Raw genomic sequence first — 16,353 nt, 5'->3', positions numbered from 1 at the left:
TATCGATTGATCGACAGGCCCATACGAGGCCTCCAGAAACAAAACGGGCGACGAGCAGCGCACGAGAGAATCCCGCACGATACCCGTCGCCCGCGTCGCAGCGTGCGAACTACGCTTGATACGTTACGCGACGCGCTCGATCGCGATCGCCGTCGCCTCGCCGCCGCCGATGCACAGCGACGCGACGCCGCGCTTCATCCCGTACGTTTCGAGCGCGGCCAGCAGCGTCACCATCACGCGCGCGCCCGATGCACCGATCGGATGCCCGAGCGCACACGCGCCGCCGTGCACGTTGACCTTCTCGTGCGGCAGGTCGAGATCGCGCATCGCGGCCATCGGCACCACTGCGAACGCTTCGTTGATCTCGAACAGGTCGACGTCGCGCAGGCTCCAGCCGGTTTTCTCCGACAGCTTGCGCAGCGCGCCGATCGGCGCGGTCGCGAACAGGCCCGGCTTGTCCGCGTAGGTCGAATGCCCGACGATCACGGCCTTCGGCGTGAGGCCGAGGCGCTCGGCTTCCGAGCGGCGCATCATCACGAGCGCGGCCGCGCCGTCCGAGATCGACGACGCATTCGCGGCCGTCACCGTGCCGCCATCGCGGAACGCCGGCTTCAGCGTCGGGATCTTGTCGAGCTTCGCCTTGCCCGGCTGTTCGTCGATCGACACGACCGTTTCGGTCTTGCCGGCCTTCACGGTCACCGGCGTGATTTCCGACACGAAGTGCCCGTCGGCGATCGCCCGTTGCGCGCGCGTCAGCGATGCGATCGCGAACGCATCCTGCGCCTCGCGCGTGAACTGGTACGCCTGCGCGCAATCCTCGGCGAACGTGCCCATCAGGCGGCCCTTCTCGTACGCGTCCTCGAGCCCGTCGAGGAACATGTGATCGAGTACCTGCCCGTGACCCATGCGCATCCCCGCGCGCGCCTTCGGCAGCAGGTACGGCGCATTCGTCATGCTCTCCATCCCGCCCGCGACGGCCACGGCTGCCGAGCCCGCCAGCAGCAGGTCGTGCGCGAACATCGCGGCCTTCATCCCCGAGCCGCACATCTTGTTGACCGTGGTCGCACCCGCCGCGAGCGGCAGCCCGGCCTTCAGCGCGGCCTGCCGCGCCGGCGCCTGGCCCTGGCCCGCCGGCAGCACGCAGCCGAACACGATTTCATCGATGCGCTCGGCCGGCACGTTCGCACGCTCGAGCGCCGCGCGGATCGCTACCGCGCCGAGGTCGCTCGCGCTGGCGGCCGCCAGGTCGCCCTGAAAACCACCCATCGGCGTACGCGCCATACCCACGATTACGATCGGATCCTGAGTCGTCATGATTCGTTTCCTCCAGTGTCAGCGCGGTGCCATGCGCAACGCGCCATCGAGACGGATGACTTCGCCGTTCAGCATCGTGTTCTCGGCGATGTGGCGCACCAGCGCCGCAAATTCTTCCGGGCGGCCGAGCCGCGGCGGGAACGGCACGCTCTTGCCGAGCGCGTCCTGCACGTCCTGCGGCATGCCGGCCATCATCGGCGTCGCGAAGATGCCCGGCGCGACCGTCACGACGCGAATGCCGAACCGCGCGAGTTCGCGCGCGATCGGCAGCGTCATGCCCACCACGCCGCTCTTCGACGCCGCATACGCGGCCTGCCCGATCTGTCCGTCGAACGCCGCGACCGACGCGGTGTTGACGATCACGCCGCGCTCGCCTTCCGCATTGGGCTCCTGCTTCGACATCGCGTCGGCGGCCAGCCGGATCATGTTGAACGTGCCGACCAGATTGATCGACACCGCGCGTGCGAAGCGGTCGAGCGAATGCGGACCCTCGCGGCCCACCACCTTCTCGCCCGGCGCGACGCCCGCGCAGTTGACGAGCGCGTCGATGCGGCCGAACGCGTCACGCGCGGCGGCGACGGCCGCCTGCCCATCGGCTTCGCTCGTCACGTCGGTCTTCACGAAGCGTGCGGCCCCACCGAGTTCGTGCGCGAGGCCCGCGCCTGCTTCTTCGTTGACGTCCAGCAGCACGGTCTTGCCGCCTTCCGCGACCACCATGCGCGCCACCGCGGCGCCGAGGCCGGAACCGGCGCCCGTGATCAGAAAAACGCGATCCTTGATATCCATTCGCAGTCCGTACAGGTTGTGTTCAGGGTTGAGCGGCCTTCTCGGCTTCCATCTTGCGCAACACGAAGCGCTGGATCTTGCCGCTCGGGGTTTTAGGCAGCGCGTCGACGAAGTCGATCGCGCGCGGATAGGCGTGAGCGGACAGCCGCCGCTTCACGTGCAGGCTCAGTTCCTCCGCCAGCGCCGGCGTGCCGTCGTAGTCTTTCGACAGCACGACGAACGCCTTGACGATCTCCGTGCGCTCCGCGTCGGGCACGCCGATGACGGCGGCCTCGCTCACGGCCGGATGCTCGATCAGCGCACTTTCCACGTCGAACGGGCCGATCCGGTAGCCGGACGACGTGATCACGTCGTCCGCGCGGCCGATGAAGCTCACGGTGCCGTCCGGCTCCAGCTCGACGTTGTCGCCGGTCCGGTAATAGCCGCCCGCGATCGCCGGCGTGTCCTGCTGCCAGTAGCCGTGAAACCACAGCAGCGGCGAGCGTGCGATGTCGATCGCGAGGTTGCCCGGCTCGCCGGGGCCGAGCTCGCGGCTCGCGTCGTCGAGCACCGCGACGCGGTAGCCGGGCATCGCCAAGCCGGCCGACCCGGCGTGGACCGCATGCGCGAGGCCGTGGTGGTTGTTCACGACCATCCCGAGTTCGGTCTGGCCGTAGTGATCGTAGATCGGCGCGCCGAGCGCCGCGTCGAACCAGCGCACGACTTCCGGATTCAACGGTTCGCCCGCGCTGCTGACCACGCGCAGCTTGCCCTTCAGCCGCGCCGCCGCGTCCGTGCCGGCCGCCATCAGCATCCGGTAGGCCGTCGGCGAGCCGGCGAGGCTCGTGATCCCGAGCCGTTCGATCAGGTCGTACGTGCTGTCGACCGTGAAGCTGCCTTCGTAGAGCGTCGTCGCGTGGCCGAGCAGCAGCGGGCCCGTGATCGCGTAATAGAGGCCGTATGCCCAGCCCGGATCGGCGATGTTCCAGAACCGGTCGCCGGCACGCAGGTCCACCGCGTCGCGCATGTATGCGCCGAACGCGAGCAGCGCACGCAGCGGCACCGGCACGCCCTTCGGCAAGCCCGTCGTGCCCGACGTCGACATCATCATGAACAGGTCCCTGCCCTTGCGCAGCACCGGCTCGAACGCGTCGGACTGCGCCTCGAGCGCCGCGCGGAAATCGATGTCGCTTTCCGCCAGCGCTTCGCCCGTCTCGCGCACCGTCGCAACGGGCGGGCAATCGGCGATCTCGTCGAGCTTCGCGCGATTCGCGACGTTGGTCACGACCAGGCGTGCATCGCTCATGCGCAGCCGGTGCTCGATCGCTTTCGGGCCGAATGCGGTGAACAGCGGCTGATAGACGGCGCCCGCGCGCCACGTGCCGAGGATCGTCGCGACGAGTTCGGGCGTGCGCGGCAACAGGCCCGCCACCACGTCGCCCGGCTTCACGCCCTGCGCGACCAGCAGGTTCGCGACGCGGGCCGACAGCGCCTTCATCTGCGCAAACGTGTAGCGATGGTGCTGGCCGCCGGCGTCGATCCAGTCGAGCGCGATCGCGCCCGCCGATGTGTGGCGGTCGCAGCATTCCACGCACGCGTTCAGGCCGCGCTCCAGGTCGCCGTGCAGTTGCTGCGCGGCGGTCTCGATACTGAACCGGGCCACGGCGTCGGCGTAGGCCGGCACCGCGCGGGCGGTAGCTCCATCAGACATGCGTGTCTCCTGTGCGTTATAGCCGCCGGCGAGCCAGGGGCGCGTCGGGGATAGTTCGATAGTAGACAGCCCGTACATTGCAATCAATGACAAACCGAATCTAGAATCGTGATCGCTTTTGCCATGTCGGGAGGATGCAGGAAAATGGGGCCGCAGATGATTTCGCCGGATTTCGTCGACGACGCGCTCGCATGCCTGCGCCGGCAAGGCCTTCCGACGGAGGCCGTACTACGCGCCGCCGGCCTGCCGGCCGCCGTGCGCGAGCCCGTCACGCCGCAGCAGTACGGCCGGCTGTGGCTCGCGATCGCCGCTGCGCTCGACGACGAATTCTTCGGGCTCGCCGCGCGCCCGATGCGGCGCGGCAGCTTCACGCTGCTGTGCCATGCGGTGCTGCACGCCGGCACGCTCGACAAGGCGCTGCGGCGCACGCTGCAGTTCCTGCGCGTGGTGCTGGACGAGCCGCATGGCGAGCTCATCGTGGCCGACGGGCAGGCGCAGATCGTGCTGACGCAGACGGGCGCGCCCTACCCGGCGTTCGCATACCGGACGTTCTGGCTGATCCTGCTCGGCGTCGCGTGCTGGCTGATCGGCCGGCGCATCCCGCTGCAGCGCATCGACTTCGCATGCCCGAGCCCCGACCAGCGCAGCGACTATCACCAGTTCTTCGGCGTACCCGTGCATTTCGACCGGCCCGACAGCCGGCTCGCATTCAACGCCGCATACCTCGCGCTGCCGACGATCCGCTCCGAGCAGGCGCTGAAGACCTTCCTGCGCGGCGCGCCCGGCAATCTGCTCGTCCGCTACCGGCACGATACGGGCTGGGTCGCGAAGACGCGCGCGCAGTTGAAGGCGCGACCGGCCGCGGAGTGGCCCGACTTCGATACGCTGGCCGTGCGCCTCGGCACGACGCCCGCGACGCTGCGGCGGCGGCTGCGCAGCGAAGGGCAAAGCTTCGCGGCAATCAAGGACGAGCTGCGCGGCGCGCTGGCCCAGTCGCTGCTGCGCGGCAATGCGCTCAGCGTCGCGGAGATCGCGGCCGAGCTCGGCTTCACAGAGCCGAGCGCGTTTCATCGCGCATTCCGTAAGTGGACGGGCACGAGCCCGGGTGCGTTCCGGCGGGACGTGCATGCGGCGGAGGGAGAGCCGGGCGTGGCGAGCGGATGATGCGGCACGTAGCCGTCGACACTGAATGCCCGGCCGACACGGAAACGCTCACGCGACGCGCTGCAGCGGCCGCGAGAACAGCTTGCACCCCGCGTAGTAGACGAGCGACGTCAGCGACAAACCGACGATCCACGACACGTCCGCGCCGCCGAGCCGGCTCGCCAGTTCTCCGGTATAGAGATCGGTCGCCATGAACGGCGCCTGCGCGACGATGCCGATGAAATACGAGCCGACGGCGATCGTATTGAAGCGCCCGTAGATGCCGCCGTCCTGCCGGAAGAACGAATCGACGTCGTACTCGCCGTGACACACGAGGTAATAGTCGACGAGGTTGATCGCGGTCCACGGCACGAGCACGTACAGCAGCAGCAGGATGAAGTTCGTGTAGCCGGCGAGGAAATTGTCCTGCCCGAACAGCGCGATCGCGAGCGCGATGCCGCACAGGACGATCGCGGTCATCGCCCGCGCACGCGCCTTGCCCGACCACGACGGAAAGAGCGTCTGCAGCACGGTGATGGCCGACAGCGCGCCGCAATACAGTTCCATCGCATTGCTGGCCGCGATGCCGAACGACAGCGCGACGATCACGAGCACGCTGATCCCTTGCGTGAGGCCCGTGAGGCCGCTCACGACATTGCCGTCGGGCGTCGCGAGCCCCACCAGGCAACCGAGCAGCATCGGGAAGAAAGAGCCGAGCACGCAGCCCCAGTAACTCGACCAGAACGCCGTGCGCGGCCCGGTATCGGGCGGCAGGTAGCGCGAATAGTCCGACACGTAAGGCGCATAGGCGATCTGCCACAGCGCGGCGACCGACATCGCGCCCAGGAAGCCTGACAGGTTCAGCGAATGCTTCGAGAACGTATCGGCGGGCAGTCCGTGCACGCAGATGATCCACACGAACGCCAGCACGAGCACACTGCCCGAGCACCAGCTCAACAGCCGCGCATACGCGTGGATCAGCGTGTAGCCGTAGATCGATCCGAGCAGGCTGATCAGGCCGATCACCACGACGCCCGCATCGAGCGGAATGTCGGCACTCAGGCTGTGCAGCGCCTGCCCGCCGAACACGCAGTTCGACGCGAAGAAGCCCACGTACATCACGACCACCAGCCCGACCACGAGCAGCGCGCCGAACGACCCGAACTGCCCGCGGGTCTGGATCATCTGCGGCACACCGAGCTGCGGCCCCTGCGCGGAATGCAACGCCATGAACACCGCGCCGATCAGGCTGCCGACCAGCGTGGCGAGCGCCGCCCACCAGAACGGCTGCTTGAACACCGTCGTCGCGAGCGATCCGGTGACGATCGTCAGCATCATGATGTTCGACCCGAACCAGATCGTGAACAGGTCCTTCGCGCTGCCGTGCCGCTCGGTCAGCGGAATCGGCTGGATGGTGCTTTCCTCGAGATGAGCAATGGACTCGCCGTGACTCATTTCGTCTCCTTGTTTCTGTTGTGATGTTCGTGGATTCTGGGGCTGAAGGCTGACCGGGAATACGTGGCCGGCTCAAAGCCGTGCGGACTTCAACACACGAGCCATTCCATTTGCATTCCTTACCAATACGCAGTCGGCGGCACATCGCCTTATCGCGACCACCGCTCACGACGCCCAGTCTTCAACTTGTCGGATAGCCGCCGCGGCGGCTGCACGCAGCAGTCTCCATGGTTCGATCCGCCCCGCCCGACTTTCATCGGACGGGAGCGCGTCGCTCAACGATCAGCAGTCGATCCCGAGCACTTCGCGCGCGGTGGCATCCACGGCCTTGCGCATCGTGTCGACCAGTTCATCGATTTGCGCGTGATCGATCACCAGCGGCGGCGCCACGATCAGTCGGCCGTTCGTCGAACGCACGATCGCGCCGAGTTCGAACCCGACCGTCCGGCTGTGCCAGGTCAGGTCGGCCTCGTTCGCAAAGCGCTCGCGCGTCGCCTTGTTCTTCGCGAACTGGATCGCGCCGACCGCGCCCACCCCCTGGATCTCGCCGACGAGCGGATGATTGCCGAACGCATCGCGCAGCGCCTTCTGCAGGTACGGCCCGGTATCCGTCTTCGTCCGCTCGACGAGGCCTTCGCGCTCGAGCACGTCGAGGTTGGCCAGTGCGACGGCGGCCGCGACCGGGTGCCCCGAATAGGTCAACCCGTGCGCGTAGACACCCCCCTTGTCGACCAACGCATCACCGACGCGTCGGCTCATGATCAGCCCGCCCATCGGCACGTAGCCCGAGGTCAGCCCCTTGGCCATGCAGATCAGGTCCGGTTCGAAGCCGAAGTGACGATGCGCGAACCACTCGCCGGTACGGCCGAAGCCGCCGATCACTTCGTCCGCGCAGAGCAGCACGTCGTACTGGCGGCAGATGCGCTCGATCTCCTGCCAGTAGCCGTCCGGCGGAAAAATCATCCCGCCCGCGCCCTGGAACGGCTCCGCGACGAACGCGGCCACGCGCTCCGCGCCGATCTCCAGGATCTTGCGCTCGAGCGACAGCGCCGCCTGCTTGCCGAATGCCTCGGGGCTCAGGTCGCCGCCATTCGCGTACCAGTACGGTTCGTCCACGTGCGTGATGTTCGGAATCGGCAGGTCGCCCATTTCGTGCATGAACGCCATCCCGCCCAGCGATGCGCTGCCCACCGTCGACCCGTGATAGCCGTTCACGCGGCCGATCAGCACCTTCTTCTGCGGCTTGCCCATCACGTCCCAGAACCGCCGCACGGTGCGAATCAGCACTTCATTCGATTCGGATCCCGAATTGGTATACACCACATGACTGAAGCGATTGCCGAGCAGCGCGAACAGCCGCTCCGACAGTTCGATCACCGACGGGTGCGTCGTATGAAAGAACATGTTGTAGTAGGACAGTTCCTTCATCTGCCGCGCCGCGGCGTCGACCAGCTCCGGCCGGCCATAGCCGACGTTGGTGCACCACAGCCCGGACATGCCGTCCAGGTAGCGGTTGCCGTCGTTGTCCCATAGATGGATACCTTCGCCGCGCACCATCACGCGCGCGCCTTCCTCGTTCAGCGCCTTCTGGTCGACGAACGCATGCAGGTGGTGGGCGGCGTCGCTGCGTTGATAGTCCTGCGTCGTACGATGCGGAAAGTGGGGCGCATTCATGGGCGAGTCTCCGGTTCGTTGTGTGGATGAAAAGCGTTGTCGTGTTGCGCGGCGCAACCGCGTGCAGCCTGCCGCGTCGAATCAGTAACTGATCCAGGTTGTCTTGAGGCCCGTGTACTTGTCGATCGCATGCAACGAAAGATCGCGGCCGAAGCCCGACTGGCGGAACCCGCCGAACGGCGTCTGCGCGCTCAGCGCATCGACCGTGTTGACGGACACCGTGCCGGCACGCAGCCGGCCCGATACACGGTGCGCACGCGACAGGCTGCCGGTCCAGAGCGATGCGGCCAGCCCATAGATCGAGTCGTTCGCGAGCCGGACGGCCTCGTCCTCGGTGTCGAACGCCATCACCGACAGCACCGGCCCGAAGATCTCCTCGCGTGCGATGGCGTCGTCGTGCTTCACGTCGATGAAGATCGTCGGCTCGATGAAGTAGCCCTTGCCGTCGACGCGCGGCGCGCCTCCGCCGATCGCGAGCGTCGCGCTATGGCGGCCGCGTACGATCCACTCGCGCACGCGCCGATGCTGCTGCTCGTCGACGATGGCGCCCATCCCGCTCGCCGGATCGAGCGGATCGCCCGGCATGAACGCGGCGGCATGCGCAATCAGCCGGTCGACGAACGCATCGTGAATCGAACGCTGGACCAGCAGCCGCGAGTTGGCGGAACACACCTCGCCCTGGTTGAAGAAGATGCCGAAGCACGCCTTGCGGGCGGCCAGGTCGAGATCGTCCGTATCGTCGAAGACCAGGTTCGGGCTCTTGCCGCCGCACTCGAGCCACACCTGCTTCATGTTCGACTGCGCGGCGTATTCGAGGAATTTCTTGCCGACGGCCGTCGATCCGGTGAAGGCGAGCACGTCCACGTCGGGATGCAGCCCGAGCGCACGCCCTGCTGTTTCGCCGTAACCCGGCACGACGTTCAGCACGCCCGGCGGCAGGCCGGCCTCGAGCGCCAGTTCCGCGAGCCGCAACGCGGACAGCGGTGATTGCTCCGCCGGCTTCAGCACGACGCTGTTGCCGGCCGCCAGCGCCGGCGCCACCTTCCACGCGACCATGTCGAGCGGAAAATTCCACGGCACCACGGCGCCGACCACGCCCAACGGTTCGCGCGTGACGACCGCGAGGTTGCCGGGGTCGGTCGACGCGACTTCGCCATGCAGCTTGTCGACGGCTTCGCCGTACCAACTGAACAGGCCGCCGGCGGCCGGCACGTCGATGCTGAACGCGTCGGCCACGCGCTTGCCCATGTTGAGCGAGTCGAGCAGCGCGAGCTCCGCACCGTGCGCTGCGATGAGTTCGCCGAGCCGGCAAAGCACGCGCTTGCGCTCGGCCGGCGCGCAACGCGACCAGGCGCCGGATTCGAACGCGTGACGCGCGGCACGCACGGCGTCGTCGATGTCCGGTGCATCGCACGACGCGACTTCCGCGATGACGGCCTCCGTCGCCGGATTGATCGCGGCGAACGTCCGGCCGCTTCGAGCCGCCACGCCGCGCCCGCCGATATGCGCGAGGGTGCTCGGGACCACTTGCGCCGCGAGACGTCTCCAGTCCGCGTGCTGATGAGTTTCTGCTGAAGTTGGGTTCATTCGAGACTCCGTTTTGACGACCAGGCGTGTATGCGTTGTTCTGCGCCTGAACTCGACCCGACGAAAGCGCCAGCGGGCACGACCGATGCCCATGACCGCCGCGCATCGCCGCAGTCGTCCGGTTGGCCAACTGTCGGTCGTCAAAAAGAGATTTGAAAGAACAGTTTTTCTTCTCATTGAAGAGGTTATTTCTATTCATTTTGCGGTCGCGCAGTGGGTTTTCCTGCCACGTCTCAATCCCGGTGCCGTTTGTTTGCGTGTGATCGCATCGGCTTCCCAGTGCGCCGCGATGTGACACCCGCTGCGACATCTGGCCGGTACGACATTGCGCGCCGGCCCATCCGACCACATACTGGTCGGCCTGCGCGAACGAGGATGCGTCGATGATCAGTGTCGATCAGGGCACCGCTTCAATCTTTGGCGTGATCGGAACGGCCGTGTCTTTGCTGGCGGCGATTCCGTATGCGCTCGCCATCTACCGGCGCAAGGTTCGCCCGCATCTGTTCACTTGGCTCGTGTGGTCGGTCGTCACGGCGATCGCGGCGGCCGGCCAGCTCGTCGCGGGTGCCGGGCCGTCCGCGTGGTGCACGGCGGCCATTGCCGTCACCTGCTTTCTGACGCTGGTGGCGAGCCTCTTTCGGGGCGAACGCGGCTGGACACGCGTCGACTGGTTTTTCCTGGTCACGGCCCTGTCAGCCATTCCGCTGTGGATGCTGACCGACGACCCGACGCTCTCGATCTGTCTGGTCACGCTGATCGAGCTGGCCGGCCTCGGCCCGACCGTCCGCAAGACGATCCGCGATCCGTGGAGCGAGAGCCTCGCGTATTTCACGCTGTGCGTGCTCAAGTACGTGCTGGCCTTGCTGGCATTGAGCACATGGAGCGTCGCGGTCGCGTTCTATCCGGCCGTCAACGTCATCGCATCGATCGGCATCTGCGTGGTGATGCTCGTCCGGCGCCAATCGCTGTCGAACGCGCGATAGACGGTATTCGTCGGTGCGGCATGTTCGTTGCTGCTGTTGCTCACCGGTATGAGCGGAACCACAACCCTTCAGAGACGATGCGAGGCCCTGAAATGGATGCAATCCGTACAGCGATCGAACCCAGTGAAATCGCCCTTCGTGCCGCGATGCTGGCGAGCGATGTCGAAGCGCTCGATGCGTTGCTGGACGACGACCTGGTGTTCACCGTCCCGACCGGCCAGGTCATCTCGAAGGAGGACGACCTGGCCGCGCATCGCGCGAAGCTGCTGCGCCTCGACAGGCTCGATGTGCAGGAAACACACGCATACGCGATCGGCGAGATGATCCTGACCACGACGAAGGCGAGACTCGCCGGCCATTTCGACGGCACGGCGTTCGACGGCATGTTTGCCTATACTCGGCTCTGGCGCCGATCATCCGCCGGCTGGCGCGTCGCCGCCGGGCATGCATCGCAGGTCGCGTAGCCGCGCCGAGCCTGGCCTTCCTTCGAGTCGGCAAGCGGCGAATCCGGCGTCGAGTCGATGCAAGCCGGGCGATACCCCAACGAAGGGGGCGGCCATCACAGGAGACGAGATGCACCAAGCATTCACCGTACGCGCAGCCCGTACCGCGGACGCGGACGCGCTCACGCGACTGGCTCGCATGTCGAAGGCACACTGGGGCTATCCGCAGGACTGGCTCGACTTGTGGCAGAGCGATCTCACGATTGCGCCGGAGACGATCGACGGGTCGATCGGATACGTTGCGGAATCCGGCGCGGCAATCATCGGGTTCTGGGTCCGGGCGTCATCGGAATCCGATCGCCCGACGCCCGGATGGCTGTTCGTCCATCCCGACCACATGGGCCGCGGTGTCGCCCGGGCATTGTGGGAAGAGGTCCGCAGGGAAAGCGCCGCGAGAGGGATCAGAAGCTTCGTGATCGAAGCGGACCCCAATGCGGTTCCGTTCTATCTGGCGCTCGGCGCCGAGAAAATCGGCGAAAAGGAATCGAGCGTCGTCCCGGGCAGGTTCTTCCCGATCTTGAGGATCACGATCTGATTGCAGCGTCCGTCGGCACCGCCGCCGGACGTACCCGGTATCGCCCTTCTCACGCTGGCTGCGACGTCCTCGCACGGCGGTCCTCGAGCTTGAACTCGCCGACCGTCTGCGCGAGCCGGGCAGCCTGCTCGCGCAGCAATGTCGCGGCCGCCGCGGACTGCTCGACGAGCGCCGCGTTCTGCTGCGTCGCATTGTCGAGATGCGACACCGCCTGATTCACCTGCTCGATCCCCGTGCTCTGCTCCTTGGCGGCGACGGTAATTTCCGCAATCACGCTCGTGATGCTGCGCACGCCCTCGACGATTTCGTTCATCGTCGTGCCGGCCGTCTGGACGAGTCCCGAGCCTCCCTCGATCTTCTCGACCGACGAGTGAATCAACTGCTTGATTTCCTTGGCGGCCTGCGCGCTGCGCTGCGCGAGCGCACGCACCTCGCCCGCGACGACCGCAAAGCCCCGGCCGTGCTCGTTCGCACGTGCGGCCTCGACGGCAGCATTCAACGCGAGAATGTTGGTCTGGAACGCGATGCCGTCGATCACGCCGACGATGTTGGCGATCTCGCTCGACGCCTGCGTGATCTCGTTCATCGTCGAGACGACTTCGCTGACGACCGTGCCGCCGCGCACCGCGACGTCCGACGCCGATTCCGCCAGACGGCTCACCTGGCTCGCGGCATCGGCCGAGTTGCGGGCCGTGCCGGCGATTTCCTCGAGCGCGGCGGCGGTTTCCTGCAAGCTCGATGCAGCATGCTCGGTCCGGCCGGACAGATCCTGGTTGCCCTGCGCGATCTCCGCGCTCGCGAGGTTGACGGATTCGCTAAACTCGCGAATCTGCAGCAGGATCGTACTGATCTTTTCGGCGAACAGGTTGAACGCATGCGCGATCTGCGCGGCTTCGTCCGCGCCGTCGGCAGGCAGGCGTTTCGTCAGGTCGCCGCTGCCGGTCGAGACATCCGTCAGCGCGTCGCGAACCAGCAGGATGCGCTTGAAGGCCGCGTTCGTCATCGCGCCGACGAGCGCGGCCGCGATCACGGCCACGATCAGGATCGCCGCCAGCGTCGTCGTCGCGACCGCGCGCATGCCGGCCGTCACGTCGGCCTTGTCGAGCGCGAGCACGAGGGACCAGTCGGTACCGGCGATCGGCTGGGCCCGCAGCAGCTTGGTGGCGCCGTCGATGTCGACCGCGACGGGCTCGGACGCGGTTTGCAGCGCGCCGAGGTGGTCGGCGTCGAGTGCCGGCGAAAGACCGGTGGCCGGCTTCATGATCAGGTCGGTCTTGGCCGACGCAATCACGCGTCCGCTCTTGTCCACCAGAAATGCGAAGCTCGCAGGTGTCGGGTGTACCGAGGTCACGATCGAGCTCACACTTTCCATGAACAGGCTGGCGGCCAGCACGCCCTTCACCGTGCCGTCGCGCACCACGGGTACCGCGAACGCAACCGCCGGCTTGCCGGTCGTTGCGTCACGATAGAGTGCCGTCACGACCAGGCTGCCGGCGCTGACGGCCTGCTTGTACCACGGGCGTGCTGTCGGATCGTAGCCGGGCGCGAGCGGCACGTTCGAGAACGCGGTCTTGTCCGGCAGGCCGAGCGTCAACACCTCGAAGCCGCCCGACTTCCCAAGCAGCTTCAGCGCCGGCAGCGGGTCGCCCTCGCCGATTGCGATCGTGTCCGCGAGTGCCTGGGTTTCCCGGCCTCTGCTGGCCACCCATTCGTTGATCGCCAGCGCGTGCCCGGCGAGGATCGACTTGTGATTCTGGTCGATTGTCTCGTCGTTGTGTTGCTTGACGACGTAATAGACCAGGCCGCCTGTCACGGCCAACGCCGTTACCACGATGGCGACGCAGGTCGCGAGTATCCGTGCACGAATCGAGGACAACATGATGACTTCGATCTCCGTTACCGCGTTATATGAATGGGGTCGCCGAAAGCGGGCAACGTCCTGTTTAACGACAGCGGCTGCGGGAACTTAAGGCCTGACTGGCCAGACCAGTGTGGGCAACGGGATCGGCAGTACCGTGGATGGGAAGACGGACGGGCCGAGCCGACAAGAGCGGCTACCGTGCGGACTGACCGGGGCGTGTAGCAGGGAGCCCTGAAGAGCTGGCAACGCTCGTCCGGATACGCGGAAGGTTGCCATGTCCCGATTCGCCGAAGGGTTGACGGTCTATCTGCATCGCGATCCGGTCGACTGCCTCATGGACAACTGCGGGAGCGCACCGGGTTCAGCGTGTCGAAGCAAGAGGACGAGACGAGGTAACCATTTCCTTTCTGGCAAGCGTGCTTGATAGGTCGCCTACGATGTGTGTCCCCTTGGCGCGTGGCCGGCGGTAACGGGTATTACGCAATGCTGACACGTTCAGCAGCAGATTTCTTTCTTTGGCCACAATATTCGCGCGCCTGAAACGTCTTCAGGCACATGGAATCGCCACCCACTTCGCACACGATGACCGACCCAGACCGCGACATCACTGCGACAGTGATGCGTGAACGATCGAGGCTAGTGAATTTCATCCGGCGTCGGATTCGCGACCCGGACGACGCCGAGGACATCCTGCAGGATGTGTTTCACGAATTCGTACAGGCGTATCGACTTCCTGCGCCAATCGAACAGGCGAGTGCATGGCTTTTCCGTGCCGCGCGCAACCGCATCGTTGACCGTTTTCGCAAGAAGAAGGAACAGCCGCTGACCGATCTGTCCGAGGTCGACGATGACACAAACGGTGAGTATCGCCTGGACCTCGCGCTACCGGCGCATGATGCCGGCCCCGAAGCACGCTACGCGCGCACGCTGGTGCTCAAGGCCTTGCAGGATGCGCTCGACGAATTACCGACGAATCAGCGGGAGGTATTTATCGCACACGAGCTGGAGGGCCTGTCCTTCAAGGAAATGGCCGCACAAAGCGGTGTCGCGCTCAATACGCTGCTCGCACGCAAACGCTATGCGGTCTTGCATTTGCGTGCCCGACTGCAGCCCATTTATGACGAACTGGATAACACCTAGAGGAATCGACAGATGAATTTCCGAATCAGATGTGCAGGCAAGGCGCTTCTCGTGTTGATCGCGATGGGCGTGCTCGGATGGGTCGTCATGATGTTATGGAACTGGGTCATGCCGGCGCTATTCGTCGGCGCCCGTACGATCGACTTCGCCCATGCGCTGGGCCTGCTCGTGTTGAGCCGCATCCTGTTCGGCGGATTCCGCGGACATCACGGCTGGCGCGGCCGACGCCACTGGCGCAAGTGGGAGTCCATGACACCCGACGAACGCGAGCATTTCCGGACCGCGTGGCGATCCGGCAGCCACCGGCCCACGGGAGAATGAACATGCCCGACAAATCAACGGGCGGCTGCAAACAGAAGCCGGGGGTGATTGCGCCGGTCGTCGATCTGAAGCGCTGCGAAGGCAAAGGGGATTGTGTCGCCGTTTGTCCCGAGCACGTGTTCGAGATCCGGCGCATCGACAAAGTCGATTACCTCGGCCTTGATCTGATGCATCGCCTGAAGCAGCGCGTGCATGGAATGAAGGTCGCCTATACGCCGAATGCGCACGCGTGCCGGTCATGCGGACTGTGTGTGACGGCATGCCCCGAACGCGCAATCACGCTCGCCCGAACGGTATAGCAACCTCCGTGTATCGCGTATATCGAGCGACGGCGCGGCATCTCTGATGAGAGATGCCGCCGCTGAATACGTCGTCGACCGAATCAATCTCTTCAAGGAAACGCACATGGCGTCACCCACCATCGCTCTTCTGCAGCGGCTCCACGAAGAAAGCCGGACCGAAATCGTCGCCCGCGCCCGCGCGCAGTTCCAGGGATCGAACGAGGATTTTCTGTCGCTCACCGAGGAATACGAAGCGATCGCGCCCCGTCTGCGGGGGCGATTTCTCGAAACGCTCGGGCTGTCCAGCGACGACTTCGATTCCCCCGAAGGCAGTCCGCTATCGTTGGCCGTGTCGCCGGAAACGGGCGGATTCTTGCGCAACATGGTGCTCTCGCAACGACCGGCCAGAATCCTCGAGCTCGGCAGTTCATGCGGCGTCTCCACGCTGTATTTCGCCGAGGCGCTGCGCACGTTGGGCCGTGGCGTGGTCGTCGCGACCGAACGCGATGCGCTCAAGTTCACACGCTTGTGCGATCACGTCAGGACGGCGGGGCTGGATGCCTATGTCGACATGCGGGAGGGCGACGTATTCGAGACCGTCGCCGAACTGGACGGTACGTTCGACATGGTGTTTATCGACGTATGGGCCGACGCCTATCTGAGACTCTTCAAGCAGATCGAGCGCCTGCTGCGCCCGGGATCGGTCGTACTGGCCGACAACATGTACACGGCCGAGGACGCCGTTCGACCGTACAAGCACTATCTCGACAACGATCCGCGGTTTTCGACCACGACCCTGGACTTTGAATCGGGGGTTGAATTTACGGTCGTCGTTTCTTGAGTGGGGAGTCCGTTGAAGCGTTTCTTCCGTGGGGTCTCGGGCTAAAGAACACCGCCACCCGCTCCGATTTCTTGTGCATTTCTGCCGCGCCAATGCAAAAACCCCCGCCTTGTCGGGCGGGGGTTTCTGGCTTAGGGAGCCTGACGATTACCTACTTTCACACGGGAATCCGCACTATCATCGGCGTAGAGTCGTTTCACGGTCCTGTTCGGGATGGGAAGGGGTGGGACCGACTCGCT

General features: G+C 65.7%; 16 protein-coding genes and 1 rRNA gene. 9 read left to right on the top strand and 8 right to left on the bottom strand.

Annotation, left to right across the window (positions count from 1 at the left end):
- Positions 1-123 precede the first annotated feature (123 nt).
- Genes CFB43_RS32395 through CFB43_RS32385 form a run of 3 tightly spaced genes read right to left on the bottom strand, consistent with a single transcriptional unit; the run spans position 124 to position 3,790 of the window.
- On the bottom strand, positions 124-1,314 hold the full coding sequence (locus CFB43_RS32395; protein ID WP_089498242.1) for an acetyl-CoA C-acetyltransferase: 1,191 nt from the start codon (positions 1,312-1,314) through the stop codon (positions 124-126).
- Between the two features lie 18 nt (positions 1,315-1,332).
- On the bottom strand, positions 1,333-2,100 hold the full coding sequence (locus CFB43_RS32390; RefSeq protein ID WP_089498241.1) for a 3-hydroxyacyl-CoA dehydrogenase: 768 nt from the start codon (positions 2,098-2,100) through the stop codon (positions 1,333-1,335).
- A 22-nt stretch (positions 2,101-2,122) separates the two neighbouring features.
- Entirely contained in the window at positions 2,123-3,790 is a 1,668-nt protein-coding gene (locus CFB43_RS32385; protein WP_089498240.1) for an acyl-CoA synthetase, read from the bottom strand.
- A 144-nt stretch (positions 3,791-3,934) separates the two neighbouring features.
- Between CFB43_RS32385 and CFB43_RS32375 the strand changes: the two genes are divergently transcribed.
- Positions 3,935-4,954: an AraC family transcriptional regulator gene (locus CFB43_RS32375; RefSeq protein WP_089498239.1), complete on the top strand. Its 1,020-nt coding sequence runs from the start codon at positions 3,935-3,937 to the stop codon at positions 4,952-4,954.
- Between the two features lie 48 nt (positions 4,955-5,002).
- Here the strand turns inward: CFB43_RS32375 and CFB43_RS32370 are convergent, their stop codons facing one another.
- From CFB43_RS32370 to CFB43_RS32360, 3 genes are all read right to left on the bottom strand, one after another.
- On the bottom strand, positions 5,003-6,388 hold the full coding sequence (locus CFB43_RS32370; protein ID WP_089498238.1) for a purine-cytosine permease family protein: 1,386 nt from the start codon (positions 6,386-6,388) through the stop codon (positions 5,003-5,005).
- Positions 6,389-6,670: 282 nt separating this feature from the next.
- Positions 6,671-8,062, bottom strand: coding sequence for an aspartate aminotransferase family protein (locus CFB43_RS32365; protein ID WP_089498237.1), 1,392 nt, complete (start codon positions 8,060-8,062; stop codon positions 6,671-6,673).
- 81 nt (positions 8,063-8,143) lie between these two features.
- The gene (locus CFB43_RS32360; RefSeq protein WP_089498236.1) at positions 8,144-9,649 is read right to left on the bottom strand and encodes an aldehyde dehydrogenase; all 1,506 of its coding nucleotides are present in this window, start codon (positions 9,647-9,649) and stop codon (positions 8,144-8,146) included.
- A gap of 91 nt (positions 9,650-9,740) precedes the next feature.
- Between CFB43_RS32360 and CFB43_RS38115 the strand changes: the two genes are divergently transcribed.
- From CFB43_RS38115 to CFB43_RS32345, 4 genes are all read left to right on the top strand, one after another.
- The gene (locus CFB43_RS38115; RefSeq protein ID WP_144023148.1) at positions 9,741-9,944 is read left to right on the top strand and encodes a hypothetical protein; all 204 of its coding nucleotides are present in this window, start codon (positions 9,741-9,743) and stop codon (positions 9,942-9,944) included.
- Positions 9,945-10,032: 88 nt separating this feature from the next.
- Positions 10,033-10,632, top strand: coding sequence for a hypothetical protein (locus CFB43_RS32355; protein WP_089498235.1), 600 nt, complete (start codon positions 10,033-10,035; stop codon positions 10,630-10,632).
- A 92-nt stretch (positions 10,633-10,724) separates the two neighbouring features.
- Positions 10,725-11,096 carry a nuclear transport factor 2 family protein gene (locus CFB43_RS32350; protein WP_089459778.1) on the top strand — a complete coding sequence of 124 codons (372 nt, stop codon included), beginning with the start codon at positions 10,725-10,727 and terminating at the stop codon, positions 11,094-11,096.
- 109 nt (positions 11,097-11,205) lie between these two features.
- The gene (locus tag CFB43_RS32345; RefSeq protein WP_089498234.1) at positions 11,206-11,670 is read left to right on the top strand and encodes a GNAT family N-acetyltransferase; all 465 of its coding nucleotides are present in this window, start codon (positions 11,206-11,208) and stop codon (positions 11,668-11,670) included.
- A 49-nt stretch (positions 11,671-11,719) separates the two neighbouring features.
- Here the strand turns inward: CFB43_RS32345 and CFB43_RS32340 are convergent, their stop codons facing one another.
- Positions 11,720-13,549, bottom strand: coding sequence for a methyl-accepting chemotaxis protein (locus CFB43_RS32340; protein WP_089498233.1), 1,830 nt, complete (start codon positions 13,547-13,549; stop codon positions 11,720-11,722).
- A 537-nt stretch (positions 13,550-14,086) separates the two neighbouring features.
- Between CFB43_RS32340 and CFB43_RS32335 the strand changes: the two genes are divergently transcribed.
- The 4 genes from CFB43_RS32335 (at position 14,087) to CFB43_RS32320 (ending at position 16,114) form a co-directional block, all read left to right on the top strand.
- Positions 14,087-14,671, top strand: a complete 585-nt coding sequence (locus tag CFB43_RS32335) for an RNA polymerase sigma factor (protein WP_089498232.1) — start codon at positions 14,087-14,089, stop codon at positions 14,669-14,671.
- A 12-nt stretch (positions 14,672-14,683) separates the two neighbouring features.
- Complete coding sequence (locus tag CFB43_RS32330) at positions 14,684-14,992, top strand: hypothetical protein (protein WP_089498231.1); 309 nt, start codon at positions 14,684-14,686, stop codon at positions 14,990-14,992.
- Positions 14,989-15,291, top strand: coding sequence for a 4Fe-4S dicluster domain-containing protein (locus tag CFB43_RS32325; RefSeq protein WP_373452570.1), 303 nt, complete (start codon positions 14,989-14,991; stop codon positions 15,289-15,291). Before CFB43_RS32330 ends, CFB43_RS32325 begins: the two co-directional genes overlap by 4 nt.
- 106 nt (positions 15,292-15,397) lie before the next feature.
- Positions 15,398-16,114 carry an O-methyltransferase gene (locus tag CFB43_RS32320; RefSeq protein ID WP_089498229.1) on the top strand — a complete coding sequence of 239 codons (717 nt, stop codon included), beginning with the start codon at positions 15,398-15,400 and terminating at the stop codon, positions 16,112-16,114.
- 138 nt (positions 16,115-16,252) lie between these two features.
- On the opposite strand, the gene rrf is transcribed toward CFB43_RS32320, so the two are convergent.
- Positions 16,253-16,353 (bottom strand): 5S ribosomal RNA (gene rrf / locus CFB43_RS32315); the annotation flags it as partial.

This window comes from Burkholderia sp. AU15512, assembly GCF_002223325.1.
Classification (GTDB): Bacteria; Pseudomonadota; Gammaproteobacteria; order Burkholderiales; family Burkholderiaceae; genus Burkholderia.
Note: the sequence above shows the minus strand (reverse complement) of the source record. Positions and strands in the feature narration are given on the sequence as shown.

Coding starts and splice junctions, on each gene's coding strand:
- CFB43_RS32365 (WP_089498237.1), bottom strand. CDS start 8,062: ATGAATGCGCCCCACTTTCCGCATCGTACGACGCAGGACTATCAACGC.
- CFB43_RS32355 (WP_089498235.1), top strand. CDS start 10,033: ATGATCAGTGTCGATCAGGGCACCGCTTCAATCTTTGGCGTGATCGGA.
- CFB43_RS32395 (WP_089498242.1), bottom strand. CDS start 1,314: ATGACGACTCAGGATCCGATCGTAATCGTGGGTATGGCGCGTACGCCG.
- CFB43_RS32340 (WP_089498233.1), bottom strand. CDS start 13,549: ATGTTGTCCTCGATTCGTGCACGGATACTCGCGACCTGCGTCGCCATC.
- CFB43_RS32325 (WP_373452570.1), top strand. CDS start 14,989: ATGAACATGCCCGACAAATCAACGGGCGGCTGCAAACAGAAGCCGGGG.
- CFB43_RS32370 (WP_089498238.1), bottom strand. CDS start 6,388: ATGAGTCACGGCGAGTCCATTGCTCATCTCGAGGAAAGCACCATCCAG.
- CFB43_RS32385 (WP_089498240.1), bottom strand. CDS start 3,790: ATGTCTGATGGAGCTACCGCCCGCGCGGTGCCGGCCTACGCCGACGCC.
- CFB43_RS32390 (WP_089498241.1), bottom strand. CDS start 2,100: ATGGATATCAAGGATCGCGTTTTTCTGATCACGGGCGCCGGTTCCGGC.
- CFB43_RS32350 (WP_089459778.1), top strand. CDS start 10,725: ATGGATGCAATCCGTACAGCGATCGAACCCAGTGAAATCGCCCTTCGT.
- CFB43_RS38115 (WP_144023148.1), top strand. CDS start 9,741: ATGACCGCCGCGCATCGCCGCAGTCGTCCGGTTGGCCAACTGTCGGTC.
- CFB43_RS32345 (WP_089498234.1), top strand. CDS start 11,206: ATGCACCAAGCATTCACCGTACGCGCAGCCCGTACCGCGGACGCGGAC.
- CFB43_RS32330 (WP_089498231.1), top strand. CDS start 14,684: ATGAATTTCCGAATCAGATGTGCAGGCAAGGCGCTTCTCGTGTTGATC.
- CFB43_RS32360 (WP_089498236.1), bottom strand. CDS start 9,649: ATGAACCCAACTTCAGCAGAAACTCATCAGCACGCGGACTGGAGACGT.
- CFB43_RS32335 (WP_089498232.1), top strand. CDS start 14,087: ATGGAATCGCCACCCACTTCGCACACGATGACCGACCCAGACCGCGAC.
- CFB43_RS32375 (WP_089498239.1), top strand. CDS start 3,935: ATGGGGCCGCAGATGATTTCGCCGGATTTCGTCGACGACGCGCTCGCA.
- CFB43_RS32320 (WP_089498229.1), top strand. CDS start 15,398: ATGGCGTCACCCACCATCGCTCTTCTGCAGCGGCTCCACGAAGAAAGC.